We start from the raw sequence: 18520 nt of genomic DNA, 5'->3' as shown, positions 1-18520 counted from the left end.
GCACGTTCGGCGCGTGCCCGGGCCGACACGCAGGGTTGCGCTCGGGTGCGACCATTGTGGTGCGCCGAGACCCACAGGCTATCGGAGGATGCGTCCATGAGCGGGTTCTGGAAGCGGCTGTGGCGGTCCGGCAAGCCGGCGGAGCAGCGGCCAACCCGTGTCGGCGACGACCCCGACGCGCCGTTCACGGTCACGTCCCGGACAGCGCCGGACGGACATCCCATCATCGAGGTCACACTCGGCCCGACGATGAGTTCGGCTCTGCGACGGGACTACGCCGCCGAGGAGTACGGCGACACCGACCCCCGCACCATCGCGGCCGGCCGCGCCCACGCGCAGACCCTGATGAAACAGGGCGAGGTGGCGGAGGCCGTCTCGACGTACCGGTCCGTCCTCGGCGCGCAGCGGGCGTCGCTCGGGCCGAACCACCCCGACACCCTGGCCACCCAGCACAGCCTCGGATTCGCCCTGCAGACGCTGGGCCGGGACGCCGACGCGGCGAAGGTGCAACAGGAGGTGTACGACCGACGGCGGCGGGTCCTCGGTCCCGACCACTCCGACACGCTCACCAGCGGCACCAACCTGGGGGAGATGTTGCACCGGCTCGGCCGGCTCCAGGAGGCGGAACGGACGCACCGTGCGGTCACCGAGAGCCTGGTGCGCTCGGAGGGACCCACTGCCTCGCGCACCCTGCTCAGCAAGATGAGCCTGATGAGCGCGGTGCACTCGTTGGGCGACCTGCACGAGGCCGAGCGGCTGTGCACCGAGGTGGTGGCCGGGCTCCGCCGTAGCGAGGGGCAGCGGGCCCGGGTCACGCTCCAGGCCCGCAGCAACCACGCCACGTTGCTGATGAGTCTCGACCGCGTCCGTGACGCGCTGCGCGTCGTCACGGCGGTGGTGGCCGACGCCGAGGAGGCACTCGGCCGGCGTGACCCGGTGACCCTGCACGCCCGGCACGGGCTGGCGAACGCCCTGAGCCGCAGCGGCCGGACCGACAAGGCGGTACGAACGCTGGACGCAGCCGTACCCGACTTCACCCGGACGTTCGGCGCCGAGCATCCGCTGACGCTCGCGGCCCGGGTCGGGCTGGTGGAGGCGCTCGTTGCCGACGGGCAGCGGACACGGGCCAGGCGGGAGGCCCGCGAGTGCCTCGCCGCCTGCGAGCGGGCCCTCGGGCCCGGGCATCCGCAGACCCAGCAGGTGCGGGCACTGGTCGCGACGACCGGCGGCCGATGACGGCACCCGGGACGCGAGCGGCCCACGGTCGACCCGGGCGCGGTCACGGGCCCACGTGCACGTGCGTGGCCCACAGCGTGGGGCTGAGCCGATACCTGTCGCGTAGCGCGCGGGCCGCCTCGTGCAGCGCGTACGCCGGGGGCCGGGCCGCCGCCGCCGGGTAGAAGCGCCGGGCGATCTCCAGCGAGGCGTCGTCGTCGGTCTCCCACAGCGTGCCGATCACGTGCCGGAAGCCGGCGATCTGGAACGCCCCGGTGATGTGCACCGCCTCGTCGGCGAGTTCCGGGGTGGACCGTGCGGTGGAGCAGGCGGCCAGGAACGCGAGCTGGCTGTGCTCCAGCCCGAGGTTGGCGATGTCGCCGACGGTCAGCGGATGCTCGGCGTGGTCGTGGCTGAGCAGCCGGCCCGTCGCCGGGTCGTACGGATCGCCGAGCGCGTGGCAGGCGAGGTGGACGTGGGTGGCGGTGGACAGGCCGTGGAGCACCCGCTCGCGGGTCGCCGCCGCGCCTGTGTCGATCTCCACGTCTCCCCGGGCGGCGGCGACCGCCTCCGCCTCCCGCAGCGCGGCGGGCAACGGCGGGAAACCCCCAGGGGTCTCGGGCATGGCCACCACGTAGGTGCGGGTCCCGCCCCGGCCGTCCGGCTGGGCCGAACGCAGTCGGCGGAGCGCCTCGACCGTCGGGGTGTAGGAGGAGACCACCCGATCCAACGCGCCGTCCGGTGCCGTTCCGGCCGGCGGAGCCGGCTCGGCCGCGTGCAGCGGAAAGAACGCCATCGGGCCGGTGGGGCACCACCACAGCCGGGGGCGGACGGCGGATTCGCCCACGACGGCGGCGAGCCCCAGGTGGTCGAGGACCGGCCGCACGGCGACCCGCCACAGCCAGTCCAGGATCTCCCGTACGACCTGCTGGGCCGCCAGCCGGTCGCGGGCCCGCACACCGGGGTCGTGGGCCCGCCCGGTCGCCGTCCGCAGCCGGTCGACGTTCTCGGTGGCCGTCCGTAGGCTCAGTTCGGGCAGCGGCAGCACCGCCAGGTGGCCGCGGCGCAGGACGAGTGCGTCACAGCGGTACAGGCTCGGCGTGATCACCACCACGGGCTCTTCGCCGACCCCGGCCAGCAGCTCGGCGGCGGTGGCCGGACGCAGGAAGTCCGCCAGGCCGGGCAGGGCGCGGACCCGCCGCACCAGCGCCGTCCACTCCGCCTCCCGATCCCGGCCGCCGTCGTACCTGCCGCGCTCCGCGCCCCGCCCGCCCGGCTCCGGGGCGTCCATCTCCCGGCGTAGCCGCACGTACTCCCGGGCCAGGTCGGGATCGGCGAGCCACAGCGCCGCCAGGCCGCCCCGGGCGGCGAGACGCCGACCCAACAGCACCCCGCGCGCCTGCTCCAGGAGTTCGAGGGCGCGCTCCGGTCGTCCGGCGGTGAGCGCGAGCGCGGCGGCCCCGCCGGCGACCCCGGCGGTCTCGGCCAGGTCGTGGTGTTGGTCGACCCGCAGGCGGTCGCGGGAGGCGAGCCGGGGCAGCAGCGCCACCGCCGTGGCCAGCGCGTCGGTCGCATCCTCCCAACGACCGAGTGAGGCGCGTACGTAGCCGAGCGCCGCCTGCGCCTCGACCCGCCGGGAAACCGGTGCCGCCTCGACGCCGGTGGCGACAGTCGCCACCCGTTCCGCCTCCCGCAACGGGCCCGGCTCGCCGGTGCGCAGGTGCTCGGCGCGCAGCGCCTGGACGAGCGAGAACCGGGACGCCATCTGACCGGGATGCCGGGCCGGGAACAGAGCCGTCGCCTCCCGCATCAGCTCGATGCACTCGTGCAGGTCGGCGGGTTCGCCCCGGGCGTCGTAGCGCTTGCGGAGCGCGTAGCCGAGCTTGTCGACGAGCACCCGGCGCTGCGGATCGGCCCGCCCGGCGAGGGTGAGCACGCGCCGGAGGAGGCCGACGGCCAGGTCCAGCGAATCCACGTCACCGGTCTCCCGGTGGATGATCTGGGCCAGGTCGGCCGTGTCGACGACGGCCGCGATCGAGTCGGGATGCCCCTCGTCGACGTCCGCCGGAATGGCCAGGTAGGCGTCGGCGGCTTGGGCGAGGAGCTCCGGCTCGTGCCGACGGTGGTAGAGCTGCGTCAGGGCGGCACCGAGATGGCGCAGGGTCAGCCGCCGGTGGTGGTTCGGCGTCCCGTCCCGCTCCAGGCGGGCCAGCTCGCCACGGAGGAGTTCGACCGCGTACTCGCAGTCCGCGGTGTGCCGGGTGGTCTCGGCCCGGGTGAGCAGGCAGACCGCGAGCTGGGCCACCGCCGACGTGCGGTTGCCGTCGGGGAGCCGGGTCAGCACCGCGCGCAGCGCGTCGATCGCCTCGTCCAGGTCGGCGGGTGTGCCGGCCACCTCGTAACGGTGCCGCAGCGCCTCGGCGAGCCGCCCGCCGGCAGCCGTCAGGTTCATGGTGTCGTCGTCCCCGGCCGCTGCGAGGGCCCGTCGTCCGTAGCCGATCGCCTCGTCCAGGGCCGGGAGAGCGCCATTGAGCTGGTACGCCAGCAGCCGCACCCCGGCCGACTGGAGCAGTACGGCGACGTGGTGGGGGTGGTCGGGGTCGTCGACCGCGTCGGTGGCCTCCAGCACGGCCGACGCGGCGTCGAGATTCGCGGTGTCGCCGGTCAGGCCGGCCCGGGCCATCAACGCCTCGGACACCACCACCCTGATCGGCACGGCGTCGCCGTCATCCGCCGCGGTCGCCCGGACGGCCTGGTGGAGCAGGACCACGGCCTCCTCCAGATCCACCGGATCGTGGCCGAGCCGAAACCGCCGCAGCAGGGTCTCACCCAGGCCGAACTGACAGAAGGCGTGGTCGGGGACGCCGGCGGGGTGCAGGTCGAGCATCGCCCGCCAGGCCTCCACCATCTCGTCGACCAGCGTCTCGGAACCCCCGGCCTCCCACCGGATCGCCAGTCCGTCCGACCAGGCACGCAGCCAGGCGGCCCGGCGCGGGTGCTCCGGCGCGGCCACGGCGAGCACCCGCTCGTACAGGTCGACGGCCTCGGCCAGGTCGGTGGACCGCCGCCGGCCGGACCGGTAGCGGCCCTGGAGGGCCTCCGCGGCACCGACGAGATGGTCGAGGTCGGGTTGCCTGTCGGTGGGGGACCGCACGAGCCGGCGGAAGAGGTCGATCGACTCGTCCAACTCGTCCGGGCCGTCGTACCGCCGCAGAGTCGTGGCGAGCTGGTAGCGGCACAGCGATTCGAGGCCCGGCTCGTCGGTGGCGGCGAGCGCGAACCGGAGCAGGTCGACGGCCTCGTCCAGGTGGCGTCGCCGCCGATCGTTCCCCCACCTCAGCACGGCGACGACCGCGAGGTTCTGCGCGACGCCCGGGCGGGACTCGCGGGACCCGTGCCGCAGGACCCAACGCAGCAGCGACTCGGCGCGGTCCAGCCGGCCGGGATCATGGTCGTCCGGGTACGCCTGGAGCAGGCGGACCCCCTCCCACAGACGCGCGGCCACCAGATCGTGGTCGGATGTCATGCCCCTCCCCGTTGACGTCGCGACTCACCGATGTCGATCGTCGCAGCCGTTGGCGCCGAGCACTACTGTCGGTTCTGTCGTACGCCCGGGCGAAGGTCAGACGGGCGGTCGACCCACCTGCGGCGGGACGGGAACGGATGCGGATGAGCCACGTGCAGCGGCCACCAGGTCGCCGGATCAGCGACCCGACGGCCGCGAACGTGGCACGTGTCTGCGCGGACATGGTCGACGTCGCCGACCTCGTCGACCTCACCGGTCCGGAGGCGGAGCCGGTCCTGGCCCGGTTACGCGCCGACGACGCCACCGAGGAAGCGGTCCGGGTGGCGCTGGACGAGGTGGCGGATCTCCTGCGTCGGCACGGCCTGACCGGTGTGCTCGGCGCCGCGCGCGGTGGGGAGGTCCTGCCGGACGGGTTCACCGGCCTGCCCGCCATCGGCACCGGTCGACCGCTCGAAGAGGTGTACGTCTGCCCGGGGAACCTGTGTGACCGGACGGAGATCCGGCGTCCCGGGGCCACGGCCGCGCCGTCGTGCGCGGTCTGGGCGCGTCCGCTCCTGCTGTTCCGGCTGGACCGATGACGGCGTTCGTCACCTCACTCGGGGGCAAGCTCGCCGAACGGTGGCTGCAGGCTCTCCTGCTGCCCGGGATGGTCTTCGTCGGCGCGGTGGCGGTGGCCGGCCGACTCGGGCACGGCCGGTGGTCGGACGTCGACATGCTGGCCGCCGCCGTCGACCAGCTCGGTGAGTCGGCCACCAGGCGCGGCAACGGCGCGGTTGCGCTCCTCGCCGTCGCGGTGGTGACCGGCGCGGTGGCTGCCGCCGCGCTCGCGCAGGGGTTGGGACAGGTGGTGACCTACGCCTGGACCGCCACCTGGGGCCCGGTCGGGCGGTCCTTCGTGCACCGGCGTCGCCGCCGGTGGCGGCGCGTGGTCACCCGGTACGAGCAGGCGCTGATCGAGAAGGCCCGCGTGCTGCGCGGCGTGCGCCCCGCGGATCCGCCGCCGGAGGTGCCGGACACCGCGGCGCTGGCCGCCGCCCGCGACCGGATCTCGATGGTCGAGCCGCGGCTGCCCACCTGGATGGGTGATCGGATGCACGCGGTGGACGAGCGGATCCGGACCGCGTACGACCTGGATCTCGCCTCCGCGTGGCCCCGGCTCTGGCTGACCGTCCCGGACGAGGTTCGGAATGCCCTCGTCCGGGCCCAGGCCGAGTTCGCCGCCGCCGGCCGGCTGGCCGGTTGGGGCGGTCTCTATCTCCTCCTCGGCCTGCGGTGGTGGCCGGCGGCCGTGGTGGGCGCCGGCGTGTGGGCGGTGGGATGGTGGCGCGGTCGGATGTCGATGGGGAACCTCGCGCAGCTCGTCGAGGCCACGGTCGACCTGCACGCGTCCGCGCTCGCGGTCGCGCTCGGGCATCCGGTCGACGGATGCTTCACGCCCGGCGACGGGGAGGTCGTGACCCGAATCCTCCGCAAGGGCACCTAGCCGGGGCCTTCCGTCCCCGCCGACCGACCCGTACGGTGTCCGACGGAACTCCGGCGGGCCGGCCCCGCCGCCGACCGCGGAGGTCTTCCCGTGCGCGCCCGTAGTACCTGGCTGGCCGCCTCGGCCGTCCTGCTCGCCGCCGGCTGCGCCGACGACAGGTCCCCGGTGGCCGTGCCGGCGCCCCCGCCGCCGGCGGCCGAGGTCGCCGCCGCCTCCTCCGGCGGGGCGTGCCGGCTGCTCGACTTCGGGGTGATCGCCGAGCACACCGGCGGCACGTTCGACGTGGCCGCCGCCACCGACCAGGGCGACACGCACACCTGCGTGGTCCGTGCCCAGGGCGCGGTGCTGCCGGAGCTGACGCTCGCGGTGACGGACACGTCGATCGACGCGGCGACGTTCACCGCCGACGTGCAGCCGAGCGGGGCGACGAAGGTCACCAAGCTCGGCAAGATCGCTTACCGGCGGACGCTGCCGAGGACCGCGAACAGCGGCCCGGCCGCGGAGGTGGGCTGGCTGGCCGCCGAGGACCGGCTCGCCAGCCTGCGCTGGACCAGCCCCGAGGGGACCGCCGCGGCGGAGGTGGCGCAGGCGACCGGAAAGCTGGTCGCGCTGGCCAAGGTGATCGACACCCGGCAGTTGTGAGCCCAGCGGGCGAGTCGGTGGGCCACGACCCGCCTGGTCGGCGGGCCGTGACCAGGCCGGTCAGCGGGCCGCGACGAAGACGCGGGAGGCCACCTCGCGGGGCAGCCGCACCCGGTCGCCGGAACGGTCGATGGAGACACCGTCGCGCTCCTGCGCCACGGTGACGGTCGCGCCCGGGTCGACGCCCGCCGCGTGCAACTGCCGGAGCACGTCCGCGTCGGTCTGCACGCTCTCGCAGATCCGCCGCACCACCACCGAGCCGGACAGGCCCGGGAAGGCCAGGTTCCGCTCGCTCTCGACGGTCTCGGCCGGCGGCTGGCCGGGGTCGCCCAGCTCCTCCAGCCCCGGGATCGGATTGCCGTACGGCGACCGGGTCGGGCGGTTGAGCAGGTCGTAGACCCGCTTCTCCACCGCGTCGCTCATCACGTGCTCCCAGCGGCAGGCCTCCTCGTGGGCCTCCTCGTAGGGCATCCCGATCACGTTGACCAGCAGCAGCTCGGCCAGCCGGTGCTTGCGCATCACCGAGACCGCGGTGCTGCGGCCCAGCTCGGTGAGAGTCAGGTGTCGGTCGCCCTCGACGGTGAGCAGGCCGTCGCGCTCCATCCGGGCGACGGTCTGGCTGACGGTCGGGCCGCTCTGCCGCAGTCGCTCGGCGATGCGGGCGCGCAGCGGCGGCACACCCTCTTCCTCCAGCTCGAGGATGGTGCGCAGGTACATTTCGGTCGTATCGACCAGTGAGTGAGCGTTTATCTTTATCACCCGTAAGCGAGGAACGAACCGGAATCTCCAGTGTCTCACGAGCCGCCCCTGAGCTGCCAACACCACGACCGGCCCCCGCCCCGGATGGTGTTGACTGGGTCGCATGTCCGGAACCGCAGAGTTGCTGGTCGAGCCGGACCGGCTCGCCGCCGAACTCGACCACGCCGACCCGCCCGTCCTGCTCGACGTCCGCTGGCGGCTGACCGGCCCGCCCGGCCGCGACGACCACGCCGCCGGCCACCTGCCCGGCGCCGTCTTCGTCGACCTGGACACCGAGCTGTGCGGGCGTCCGGGCGCCGCCGGGCGGCACCCGCTGCCCGACCCCGCCGCGTTGCAGGCCGCGCTGCGGGCGGCCGGCGTCCGCGCCGGTCACCCCGTGGTGGTGTACGACGGCGGCGACGGGATGTCCGCCGCCCGGGCCTGGTGGACGCTGCGTTGGGCGGGGCACCGACCGGTGCGGGTGCTGCACGGCGGCTTCCCGGCCTGGGTCGCCGCCGGCCTGCCGGTGGACACCGCGACGCCCGAGCCCACGCCCGGCGACGTGACCGTCACCCCGGGCGCGTTGCCGGTGCTCGACGCCGGGCAGGCCGCCCGGCTCGCCGCCGCCGACGACGCGGTGCTGCTCGACGTGCGGGCCGCACCGCGCTACCGGGGCGAGCACGAGCCGGTGGATCCGGTCGCCGGGCACGTTCCGGGCGCGGTGAACCTGCCCGCCCCGGAGTACGTGACCCAGGGCCGGTTCCCGGCCGCGGAGGCGCTGCGCGCGCGGTTCGCCGAGGCGGGGGTGCGCGGGGACGCGCCGGTCGGGGCGTACTGCGGCTCCGGGGTGACCGCCGCGCAGACGGTGCTGGCGCTGCACCTGGCCGGCCGGCCGGACGCGGCGCTGTACGTGGGCTCGTGGAGCGGCTGGGTGGCCGACCCGGACCGTCCGGTGGCGACCGGGGGCGCCGCCGGTCGGTGAGTGCGCAGTTGGTGGGCGTGTCCGCGCTCACGTGCGACGATGGCCGCATGGCCGACGACACGGTGGTGGTGTGGGACTCCGCCCTCCTCGCCTACGACATGGGGGACCACCCCCTCGACCCGGTCCGCGTCGAGCTGACCATGGCGCTCGCCCGCGAGCTGGGCGTGCTCGACCGACCGGGCGTGCGCCTGGTCAGGCCGGAGCCGGCCGACGACGCGCTGCTCACCCGGGTGCACGATCCGGCCTATCTGGACGCGGTCCGGGCCGCGCCGCGTGACCCGCTCTTCGCCGGCTTCGGACTCGGCACCTCGGACAATCCGGTCTTCGACGGGATGCACGAGTCCAGCGCGCTGATCGCCGGCGCCACCGTGGCCGCCGCCGAGGCGGTCTGGCGGGGCGAGGCGCGGCGCGCGGTGAACGTGGCCGGCGGCCTGCACCACGCCATGCCGGCCCGGGCGGCCGGCTTCTGCGTCTACAACGATCCGGCGGTGGCCATCGCCCGCCTGCTCGACCTGGGCGCGGAACGGATCGCGTACGTCGACGTGGACGTGCACCACGGCGACGGGGTGCAGGAGATCTTCTACCGGGACCCGCGGGTGCTCACGGTCAGCCTGCACGAGACCCCGCTGGCGCTCTTCCCCGGCACCGGTTTCCCGGACGAGACCGGCGGGCCCGGCGCGGAGGGCAGCGCGGTCAACGTGCCGTTGCCGCCGGGGGTCGGCGACGCCGGCTGGCAGCGCGCGTTCCACGCGGTGGTGCCGTCGGTGCTGCGCGCGTTCCGGCCGCAGGTGCTCGTCACCCAGTGCGGGGCGGACGGGCACCGGGCCGACCCGCTGGCCGACCTGCACCTGTCCGTGGACGGGCAGCGGGCCACCTACCGGGCGTTGCGGACGCTCGCCGACGAGCTGTGCGAGGGCCGCTGGGTGGCCACCGGCGGTGGCGGGTACGCGCTGGTCGAGGTGGTGCCCCGGGCCTGGACGCACCTGCTCGCGGTGGCCACCGGTGAGCCGCTGGACCCGGCCACGCTCACCCCGCCGGGGTGGCGGGAGCTGGCCGCGCGCCGGCGGCCCGGGCACGACATCCCGCTGCGGATGACCGACGACGTCGATCCGGAGTTCCAGCCCTGGCAGCCCAGCGGCGAGCCGAACGCGGTGGACCGGGCGGTCGCGGCCACCCGCAAGGCCGTCTTCCCGCTGCTCGGGCTCGACCCGCACGACCCGCGCGACTGAGCGGCGGTGGGGAGGACCGACCGGTGACCACAGTCGAACAACCGGTGGACGTGCTGCTCAGCGACGGCACGACCGTCCAGCTGCGGCAGATCCGCCCGGATGACGCGGGGGCGATCGTGGCGATGCACGCCCGGTTCTCCGAGCGCACCCGCTACCTGCGGTACTTCTCGCCGTATCCGCGCATCCCGGAGCGGGACCTGAAGCGGTTCGTCACGGTGGACCACCGCGACCGGGAGGCGTTCGTGGTGCTGGCCGGCGAGCGGATCGTGGCCGTCGGCCGGTACGAGCGGCTCGGTCCCGCCTCGCCGGAGGCCGAGGTGGCGTTCGTGGTGGAGGACGCCTACCAGGGGCGAGGCATCGGCTCGGTGCTGCTGGAGCACCTCGCGGACGCGGCCGGCCGGCACGGCATCGGGCACTTCGTCGCCGAGGTGCTGCCGGCGAACGGGACGATGCTGCGGGTCTTCGCCGACTTCGGCTACCAGGTGCAGCGCCAGTACGCCGACGGCGTGGTGCACCTGAGCTTCCCGATCGCGGCCACCGAGGCGACGCTCGCGGTGCAGCGTGGCCGGGAGCACCGCACCGAGGCGCGGTCCATCGCCCGGCTGCTCGCCCCGCGCGGCATCGCCGTCTACGGCGCCAGCACCACCGGCCAGGGCATCGGCGCGGCGCTGCTCGGGCACCTGCGGGACGGCGGGTTCACCGGCGCGATCGTCCCGGTGCACCCGAGCGCGGCGACGGTGGCCGGGCTGCCGGCGTACCGGTCGGCGGCCGACGCCGGGCTCGACGTCGACCTGGCCGTGGTGGTGGTCGCGCCGGACGCGGTGCACGACGTGGTGCGGGACGCCGCCCACGCGGGCGCGCACGGGCTGGTGGTGATCTCGGCCGGGTTCGCCGAGGCCGGCCCGGCCGGGGCGGCGGCGCAGCGGGCCCTGGTCCGGGCCGCGCACCTGGCCGGCATGCGGGTGGTCGGCCCGAACTGTCTCGGCGTCGCCAACACCGACCCGGCGGTACGCATGAACGCCACGCTCGCGCCGGCGCTGCCGGCGCCCGGGCGGGTGGGCGTGTTCAGCCAGTCCGGCGCGTTCGGGGTGGCGTTGCTGGCCGAGGCGTCCCGGCGCGGGCTCGGGGTGTCGAGTTTCGTCTCGGCCGGCAACCGGGCCGACGTGTCCGGCAACGACCTGTTGCAGTACTGGCAGGACGACCCGGGCACCGACGTGATCACGCTCTACCTGGAGACGTTCGGCAATCCGCGCAAGTTCGCCCGGCTGGCCCGGCACATCGGCCGGCGCAAGCCGGTGGTGGCGCTGGCGTCGCTGGCCCGGTCGCCCGGGGTGGGCGAGGCGCCGGCGCTGGACGCCGCCGCGGTGAGCGCGCTGTTCGCGCAGTCCGGCGTGCTCCGGGTGGACACGGTCGCGGAGCTGCTCGACGTGGGCGTGCTGCTGGCCCACCAGCCGCTGCCGGCCGGCCGGCGGGTCGCCGTGGTCGGCAACTCGTCGGCGTTGACCGGGCTGGCCGCGACCGCCGGCGCCGGGCAGGGGCTGACCGTCGTCGACGGGTACCCGCACGACGTCGGGCCGACCGGCGGCGCCGCCGCGTACGCCGCCGCGCTCGCCGCGGCGGCGGCGGACGACCGGGTGGACGCCGTGGTGGCGGTGTTCGCGCCGCCGCTGCCCGGTCAGCTCACCGATCCGGAGGCGGACTTCGCGGCGGCGCTGCCGGACGCGCGGGCCACCGGCAAGCCGGTGGTGGCGACGTTCCTCGCCGGGCAGGCGCCGACCGGGGTGCCGACGTACCCGAGCGTGGAGGAGGCGGTGCGGGCGCTGGCCCGGGTCACCCGGTACGCGGACTGGCTGCGTCGGCCGCCGGGCGTGCTGCCCGAGCTGGCCCGGGTCGACCGGGCGGCCGGGCAGGCGGCGTGGGGCCCGGACGGGGCGGATCCGGCGACGCTGCTCGCCGCGTACGGGATCGACGTGGTGGCGTCCGTGCCGGCCGGTTCGGCCGAGGAGGCGGTGGCGGCGGGGGAGCGGCTCGGCTGGCCGGTGGCGCTCAAGGCAGCCGCCCCGGGGCTGCGCCACCGCCTGGACCTGGGCGCGGTCCGGCTCGACCTGGCCGACGCCGGGGCGGTGCGCCGCGCGTACGCCGAGATGTCTTCGGGGTTCGGCGCGGAGGTGCTGGTGCAGCCGATGGTGCCGCCGGGTGTGGCGTGCGTGGTGGAGCTGGTGGAGGATCCGGCGTTCGGCCCGGTGGTCGGGTTCGGGCTGGGCGGGGTGGCGACCGAGCTGCTCGGCGACCGGGCCTGGCGGGCGGTGCCGCTGACCGACCGGGACGCCGCCGAGCTGGTCGACGAGCCGCGCGCCGCGCCGCTGCTGCACGGGCACCGGGGCGCCGCCCCGGTGGACCGGGCGGCGCTCGTCGACCTGCTGCTGCGGGTCGGGCGGCTGGCCGACGAGCAGCCCCGGGTGCGTGCGCTGCGGCTCAACCCGGTGCTGGCCCGTCCGGACGGCATCTCGGTGCTGCACGCCACCATCCGCACCGGCCCGGATTCACCGCGCCCCGACACCGGCCCCCGCCGCTTGTAAGGAGGGGCCCCTTGTTAACGCCTCCGGTAGAGAAGGGGCCCCTTCTCACCGGCGATCACGCGCGACAGGCCCCGGCGAACCGCCGGGGCCTGTCGGGGCTTGGTGCTCGGGTCAGCAGGCGTACGCCTCCAGCCGGTTCGCCCGCTCCGGGTCGCGCAGCTTGAGCAGCGTCACCTTCTCGATCTGCCGGATCCGCTCCCGGGACAGCCCGAACTCGCGGCCCACCTCGTCCAGGGTGCGCTGCCGGCCGTCGTCCAGGCCGAAGCGCAGCCGGATCACGGCCTGCTCCCGCTGGGAGAGGGTGGCCAGCACGATCCGGACCTCGTTGCGCAGCTCGCCGTTGGCGGCGGCGTCGCCCGGCTCGGTACGCGGGTCGACGGCGGCGACGAAGTCCCCGAGCGCGCTCTCGCCGTCCTCGCCGACCGCCTGGTCCAGGCTCACCGGCTCCCGGTCGAACGAGATCAGCTCGATCACCTGGTACTCGGGGACCTCCAGCGCGGTGGCGACCTCGGCGACGGTGGGCTCGCGACCCAGCGTCACGGACAGCTCGCGGCGCACCCGGACCATCCGGTTGACCTGCTCGACCATGTGCACCGGGATGCGGATGGTGCGGGCCTGGTCGGCCATGGCGCGGGTGATGGCCTGGCGGATCCACCAGGTGGCGTACGTGGAGAACTTGAAGCCCTTGGTGTAGTCGAACTTCTCGACCGCGCGGATGAGGCCGAGGTTGCCCTCCTGGATCAGGTCGAGGAAGGCCATCCCGCGCCCGGTGTAGCGCTTGGCGATGCTCACCACCAGGCGGAGGTTCGCCTCCAGCAGGTGGTCCTTGGCGGCGCGTCCCTCGGCCGCGACCAGCGCCAGGTCCGCGCGCAGGTCGGCGGAGACCGGCGTGCAGGTGGCGAGCTTCTCCTCGGCGAAGAGGCCGGCCTCGATCCGCCTGCTCAGCTCGACCTCCTGCGCCGCGGTGAGCAGCTTGGTGCGGCCGATGCCGTTCAGGTAGGCCCGGACCAGGTCGGTGGAGACGCCGCGGTCGTCGGTGGCGTCCAGGTCCGTGAGGGTGACGTCCATGTCCTGGTGCTCGATCATCTGCTGGGTCATCTCTGTCTCTCCCCGTGTCCTACGTGCCGTACCGGCCCGTGCCGCCGGCGCGGTGGGGGCCGGTGACAAACAGCTTCGCAACCGGGGCGTGAGACGGGAGTGAGGCGATCGGGGACCCGACACGAATCCGGGGGGAACATGGGGTGTCGCTTGTCCCGTCCGGCTACCGTGCCAGCGAACCGGCCGGCAGGGCCGGGGACGAACCGGCGATCGGAGAACTCAGGTGGTCTTCAAGCGGCTCATGCAGGCGATGGGGGTGGGCGGGCCGTCGGTGCAGACGGTGCTGGCCAACCCGAACTGCCGTCCCGGCGGTCAGCTGGAGGGCCGGGTCCAGGTGGTCGGCGGCGAGCACCCGGCGGACGTGAGCTGGATCTCGCTCGGCCTGCTCACCCGGGTGGAGGTGGAGAGCGGCGACTCGGAGTACAACACCAACCAGGAGTTCGGCCGGATCCAGCTCACCGGCGCGTTCCAGCTGGCGCCGGGGCAGCGCCACGACGTGCCGTTCCGCTTCCAGGTGCCCTGGGAGACGCCGCTCACCGACCTGTACGGCCAGCACCTGCACGGCATGACCATGGGGCTGCGGACCGAGCTGGAGGTGGCCCGGGCGGTGGACTCCGGTGACCTGGACGCGGTCGCGGTGCACCCGCTGCCGGCCCAGGAGCGGCTGCTGGAGGCGCTGCTGCGGTTGGGCTTCCGGTTCGCCCGCGCCGACGTCGAGCGGGGCCACATCTACGGCGTACGCCAGCAGTTGCCGTTCTACCAGGAGATCGAGTTCTATCCGGCGCCGCAGTACGCCGGCGCGATGAACCAGCTCGAGGTCACCTTCGTCACCGACCCGCAGCAGGTGCAGGTGGTGCTGGAGATGGACAAGCGGGGCGGCCTGTTCACCGAGGGCCGGGACGCGTTCGGCCGGTTCACCGTGGACCACGCCACGGCGGACCGCACCGACTGGGCCGCCCAGCTCGACGGCTGGCTCCGCCAGTCGTTGTCCCAGCGGGGCCTGTTCTTCTAGGCGGCGACGCGGGCGCTCACAGGTCCAGCAGGAGCGAGCGGGGGCCGACGTTGACGCTCTCCACCAGCATGTGGGTGCGGAACCGACCGGTCGCCACCGTCGCGCCGCGGGCGCGCAGCTCCTCGACCACGGCGTCGACAAGCGGCTCGGCGACGTCCGCCGGGGCAGCGGCGGTCCAGCTCGGCCGCCGACCCTTGCGGGCGTCGCCGTAGAGCGTGAACTGACTGACCACGAGCAGCGGCGCCCCGGTGTCCGCGGCGCTGCGCTCGTCGTCCAGGATGCGTAGCTCGTGCAGCTTGCGGGCCATGGTGGCGGCCACCTGCCGGGTGTCGGCGTGGGTGACGCCGACCAGCACCAGCAGCCCGTCGGTGATCTCGCCGACCACCGCGCCGTCGACCGTGACGGAGGCCCGGGCGACGGTCTGCACCAACGCCCGCATCAGTCCGTCACCGGCTCGACGAGACCGCGCTCGACCAGGTGCGCCACGATCGGGCCGGCCGCCTCGGCCAGCTCGTCCGGGGCCACGTCGTGCGCGGCGGCGAGCAGGGCGAGCTGGTCGCGCAGCGGCAGCCGGCCGTCCGCGCCGCCGACCAGGGCGAGCACCAGCGGGTCGATCTCCTCGGACCAGCGCAGTCCGCGCGGCGCGGCGAGGACCTGCCGGTCCACCGCCCAGCCGTCGTCGCCCATCGTGGCCTCCTGGCGGAGCTGGAGCCCGTCGGCGGCGCGGTAGCGGGCGGCCAGCAGCCCGTCGGTGTCCCGGGCGCGCAGCCAGTCCTGCCTGTCGAACCATTCGGCGATCCGGTCGCCGAGCGGCGGTTCGACCCGCTGGCGCAGGTCCTCGACCCGGACGATCGGCTGGTCGTGGCCGGCCCGGCGCAGCGACACGAGGCCGAAGCCGATCGCCTCCACCTTGTGCGCGTCGAACCAGTCCAGCCAGGCTTCCATCCGCTGCGGGTCGGCGCTCTCCCCGACGTCGGTGAGCCAGAGGTTGACGTACGCCATCGGGTCGGCCACCTCGCGCTGGATGACCCAGGCGTCCAGCCCGGTGCCGGCGAACCAGCCGGTGACCCGGTCGGCCCAGTCCTCGCCGGTGACGTGCACCCAGTTCGCCAGGTACTGCATGGTGCCGCCGTCGGTGAGCAGGTGCGGCGCGGCGGCGGCCAGCTCGGCGCCGATCGCGTCGCCGACCCGCCCGGAGTCGCGGTAGACGTGCGTGGTGGTGCCGGGGCCGACCACGAACGGCGGGTTGCTGACCACCAGGTCGAAGCGGCGTCCGGCGACCGGGGCGACCAGGTCGCCGTGGAGCAGCTCCCAGTCCTGCCCGTTGAGCGCGGCGGTGGTGGCGGCGAAGCGCAGCGCCCGCTCCGAGACGTCGGTGGCGGTGACCCGGCGGGCGTGGGTGCCCAGGTGCAGCGCCTGCACGCCGGAGCCGGTGCCGAGGTCCAGCGCGGTCTCCACCGGGCGGCGTACGGCGGCGCCGATCAGCGTCTGAGTGGCCCCGCCGATGCCCAGCACGTGCTCGGCGTGCAGCGGCCGGCCGGGTCGGGCGCTGGCCGGCACGTCGGCGAGCACCCACCAGTCGTCGGCGTACGGCTCCAGGTCGACGCCGGCGCGCAGGCCGTCGCCGTGCCGCTCGACGATGCCGCCGGCGAGCGCCTCGTCCACGGTCAGCGGCGCCAACGCGGCGGCCACCACCGGCTCCGGCTCGGTGCGGTCGCAGATGAACACCCGGATCAGCGTGCCCAGCCGGTCCCGGTCCTCGGTGGCGCGCAGCGCGGCCCGGTAGTCGTTGCGGGCGACGCCGCCGGTGGCCTGCGAGCCGAGCCGCCCGGCGATGCCGTTGGCGGTGAAATCGGCAAGCGTCAGCGCGGTGCGCAGCGCGTCGACCCCGGCGGGGGAGAGCAGCATGTCGTGACGGTCCACGTGGCCATCCTGCCCCGGCCGCCGCCCGGCGCGGCGCGCACCCGCCGGATCCGGCCGGCAGACGGTATTACCCGGCAACTATCTCTTTCATGAGCATCAATGTGTGGTTAGCATTCCCGTCAACATCCGTCGATGGGCGGCCCGCCGGCCACGAACCGGCCCGCCCGGTAGGGAGCCAGACGATGCCCGACGTGTCCGTTCCCCGGCGTCGCGTGCTGCACGCGCTCGCCGTCACGGCCGCCGCCGCGGCCCTCACCGCCGCCGCCTCCACCCCGGCCCTCGCCGCGCCGACCGGTCAGGTCCGGTTCGCCGGCGCCGCCGACGCCGTCAGCGGCAGCTACCTGGTCGTGCTCAAGGGCGACGCGGTCGGCGCCGCCAACAGCCGCACCGCGCGTACCGCCGTGCCGGAGCGGGCCGCCGGCCTGGCGAAGCGCTACGGCGGCAGTGTCGCCACGGTGTGGAGCGCCGCGCTCACCGGCTACAACGCGAAGATGAGCATCGGGCAGGCGCGCCGGCTGGCCGCCGACCCGGCCGTCGCGTACGTCGAGCAGGACCGCCGGGTGACCGTCCAGGGCACCCAGACCGGCGCCACCTGGGGGCTGGACCGCATCGACCAGCGCAACCTGCCGCTCAACAGCACCTACACCTACCCGAACACCGCCACCAACGTGCGCGCGTACATCATCGACACCGGCATCCGGACCACGCACAGCCAGTTCGGCGGCCGGGCCACCTGGGGCACCAACACGGTGGACAGCAACAACACCGACTGCAACGGCCACGGCACGCACGTCGCCGGCACGGTCGGCGGCAGCACCTACGGCGTGGCCAAGGGCGTCCGCCTGATCGCGGTCAAGGTGCTCAACTGCTCCGGCAGCGGCAGCACCGCCGGCGTGGTCAACGGCGTCAACTGGGTCACCTCGAACGCGGTCAAGCCGGCCGTGGCCAACATGAGCCTCGGCGGCGGCGTCAGCACCACGCTGGACAACGCGGTGGCCAACTCGATCAGCTCCGGCATCACGTACGCGCTCGCGGCCGGCAACTCCAACGCCAACGCCTGCAACTCCTCGCCGGCCCGGGTCGCCTCGGCGATCACGGTGGGCTCCACCACCAGCAGCGACGCGCGGTCGTCCTTCTCCAACTACGGCACCTGCGTGGACATCTTCGCGCCGGGCTCGTCGATCACGTCGTCGTGGAACAGCAGCGACAGCGCGACCAACACCATCAGCGGCACCTCGATGGCGTCGCCGCACGTGGCGGGCGCCGCGGCGCTGGTGCTGTCGGCGAACCCGTCCTACACCCCGGCGCAGGTGGCCAGCTACCTGACCAGCAACGCCACCACCGGCAAGGTGACCAGCCCGGGCACGGGCTCGCCGAACCGGCTGCTCTTCGTCGTCAACTGACACCCGTCGGCTGACCGCGGCCCGGTGGATTCGAGTGGAGTCCACCGGGCCGCGTCGTGCCGGGTGTCGGAGAGTCGGCGGCGGGAGCGGTGGCCGGGGCGGCAGGATGGGGGCATGACGCTCTCCCTACCCATCGACCCGCAGGCCAACGAGATGCTGCGGCGCGACCCGCTGGCCCTGCTGCTCGGGATGGTGCTGGACCAGCAGGTGCCGATGGAGAAGGCGTTCTCCTCGCCGTACGTGCTGGCGCAGCGGCTCGGCCACGAGCCGGACGCCCGGGAGCTGGCCGGGTACGACCCGGACGCGCTGGTGGCGCTGTTCGCCCGGCCGCCGGCGCTGCACCGGTTCCCGAAGGCGATGGCGGCCCGGGTGCAGGAGGTCTGCCGGGCGCTCGTCGAGCGCTACGACGGCGACCCGGCGCGGCTCTGGTCGGAGGCGGCCGACGGCGCGGAGCTGCTGCGCCGGGTCGGCGAGCTGCCCGGCTTCGGCCGGCAGAAGGCGCAGATCTTCGTGGCGCTGCTCGGCAAGCGGTTCGGGGTCACCCCGGCGGGCTGGCGCGAGGCGGCCGGCGCCTACGGCGAGGCGGAGGCGTACCGGTCGGTCGCCGACGTGACCGACCCGGAGTCGCTGGGCCGGGTGCGCGAGTTCAAGCAGCGGATGAAGGCGGAGGCGAAGGCCGCGAAGGGCTGA

General features: G+C 74.9%; 15 protein-coding genes. 10 read left to right on the top strand and 5 right to left on the bottom strand.

What is annotated here, in order from left to right; translation table 11 throughout:
• Nucleotides 1-96 precede the first annotated feature (96 nt).
• Nucleotides 97-1236, top strand: coding sequence for a tetratricopeptide repeat protein (locus TPA0908_RS05875; protein ID WP_281935379.1), 1140 nt, complete (start codon nt 97-99; stop codon nt 1234-1236).
• A gap of 43 nt (nt 1237-1279) precedes the next feature.
• On the opposite strand, the gene TPA0908_RS05870 is transcribed toward TPA0908_RS05875, so the two are convergent.
• Complete coding sequence (locus tag TPA0908_RS05870) at nt 1280-4741, bottom strand: CHAT domain-containing protein (protein ID WP_281935377.1); 3462 nt, start codon at nt 4739-4741, stop codon at nt 1280-1282.
• Between the two features lie 143 nt (nt 4742-4884).
• Between TPA0908_RS05870 and TPA0908_RS05865 the strand changes: the two genes are divergently transcribed.
• The 3 genes from TPA0908_RS05865 (at nt 4885) to TPA0908_RS05855 (ending at nt 6866) form a co-directional block, all read left to right on the top strand.
• Nucleotides 4885-5319 (top strand): hypothetical protein, encoded by a 435-nt coding sequence (locus TPA0908_RS05865; protein ID WP_281935375.1) that lies wholly within the window; start codon nt 4885-4887, stop codon nt 5317-5319.
• Nucleotides 5316-6224, top strand: a complete 909-nt coding sequence (locus TPA0908_RS05860) for a hypothetical protein (protein WP_281935373.1) — start codon at nt 5316-5318, stop codon at nt 6222-6224. Before TPA0908_RS05865 ends, TPA0908_RS05860 begins: the two co-directional genes overlap by 4 nt.
• A 90-nt stretch (nt 6225-6314) precedes the next feature.
• Nucleotides 6315-6866, top strand: a complete 552-nt coding sequence (locus tag TPA0908_RS05855; RefSeq protein WP_281935371.1) for a hypothetical protein — start codon at nt 6315-6317, stop codon at nt 6864-6866.
• 60 nt (nt 6867-6926) lie between these two features.
• Here TPA0908_RS05855 and TPA0908_RS05850 read toward each other — a convergent pair whose 3' ends face one another.
• Nucleotides 6927-7625, bottom strand: coding sequence for a metal-dependent transcriptional regulator (locus TPA0908_RS05850; protein ID WP_281935369.1), 699 nt, complete (start codon nt 7623-7625; stop codon nt 6927-6929).
• Between the two features lie 103 nt (nt 7626-7728).
• Between TPA0908_RS05850 and TPA0908_RS05845 the strand changes: the two genes are divergently transcribed.
• The 3 genes from TPA0908_RS05845 to TPA0908_RS05835 are packed head-to-tail and all read left to right on the top strand — an operon-like array spanning nt 7729 to nt 12394.
• Nucleotides 7729-8586 (top strand): sulfurtransferase, encoded by an 858-nt coding sequence (locus tag TPA0908_RS05845; RefSeq protein WP_281935367.1) that lies wholly within the window; start codon nt 7729-7731, stop codon nt 8584-8586.
• A gap of 47 nt (nt 8587-8633) precedes the next feature.
• Nucleotides 8634-9815, top strand: coding sequence for an acetoin utilization protein AcuC (locus tag TPA0908_RS05840; RefSeq protein ID WP_281935366.1), 1182 nt, complete (start codon nt 8634-8636; stop codon nt 9813-9815).
• 23 nt (nt 9816-9838) lie between these two features.
• Complete coding sequence (locus TPA0908_RS05835; protein ID WP_281935364.1) at nt 9839-12394, top strand: bifunctional acetate--CoA ligase family protein/GNAT family N-acetyltransferase; 2556 nt, start codon at nt 9839-9841, stop codon at nt 12392-12394.
• Between the two features lie 111 nt (nt 12395-12505).
• On the opposite strand, the gene sigB is transcribed toward TPA0908_RS05835, so the two are convergent.
• Complete coding sequence (gene sigB, locus TPA0908_RS05830; protein WP_281935362.1) at nt 12506-13492, bottom strand: RNA polymerase sigma factor SigB; 987 nt, start codon at nt 13490-13492, stop codon at nt 12506-12508.
• A gap of 223 nt (nt 13493-13715) precedes the next feature.
• Between sigB and TPA0908_RS05825 the strand changes: the two genes are divergently transcribed.
• Nucleotides 13716-14504, top strand: a complete 789-nt coding sequence (locus TPA0908_RS05825) for a sporulation protein (RefSeq protein WP_281935360.1) — start codon at nt 13716-13718, stop codon at nt 14502-14504.
• Nucleotides 14505-14520: 16 nt separating this feature from the next.
• On the opposite strand, the gene dtd is transcribed toward TPA0908_RS05825, so the two are convergent.
• Together dtd and TPA0908_RS05815 are read right to left on the bottom strand one after the other, a co-directional pair.
• A complete protein-coding gene (dtd, locus tag TPA0908_RS05820) occupies nt 14521-14943 on the bottom strand; it encodes a D-aminoacyl-tRNA deacylase (protein WP_281935358.1) in 423 nt (140 codons plus the stop codon).
• On the bottom strand, nt 14943-16427 hold the full coding sequence (locus TPA0908_RS05815; RefSeq protein WP_281935356.1) for a DUF7782 domain-containing protein: 1485 nt from the start codon (nt 16425-16427) through the stop codon (nt 14943-14945). Before TPA0908_RS05815 ends, dtd begins: the two co-directional genes overlap by 1 nt.
• Before the next feature lie 182 nt (nt 16428-16609).
• On the opposite strand from TPA0908_RS05815, the gene TPA0908_RS05810 reads away from it, so the two are divergent.
• Together TPA0908_RS05810 and TPA0908_RS05805 are read left to right on the top strand one after the other, a co-directional pair.
• A complete protein-coding gene (locus TPA0908_RS05810; protein WP_281935355.1) occupies nt 16610-17830 on the top strand; it encodes a S8 family peptidase in 1221 nt (406 codons plus the stop codon).
• A gap of 114 nt (nt 17831-17944) precedes the next feature.
• On the top strand, nt 17945-18520 hold the full coding sequence (locus TPA0908_RS05805) for an HhH-GPD-type base excision DNA repair protein (protein WP_281935353.1): 576 nt from the start codon (nt 17945-17947) through the stop codon (nt 18518-18520).

It is taken from the genome of Micromonospora sp. AKA38 (genome assembly GCF_027925725.1).
Taxonomy (GTDB): Bacteria; Actinomycetota; Actinomycetes; order Mycobacteriales; family Micromonosporaceae; genus Micromonospora.
The sequence above is the reverse complement of the archived record's forward strand: the minus strand, read 5'-3'. Positions and strand labels throughout refer to the sequence as shown.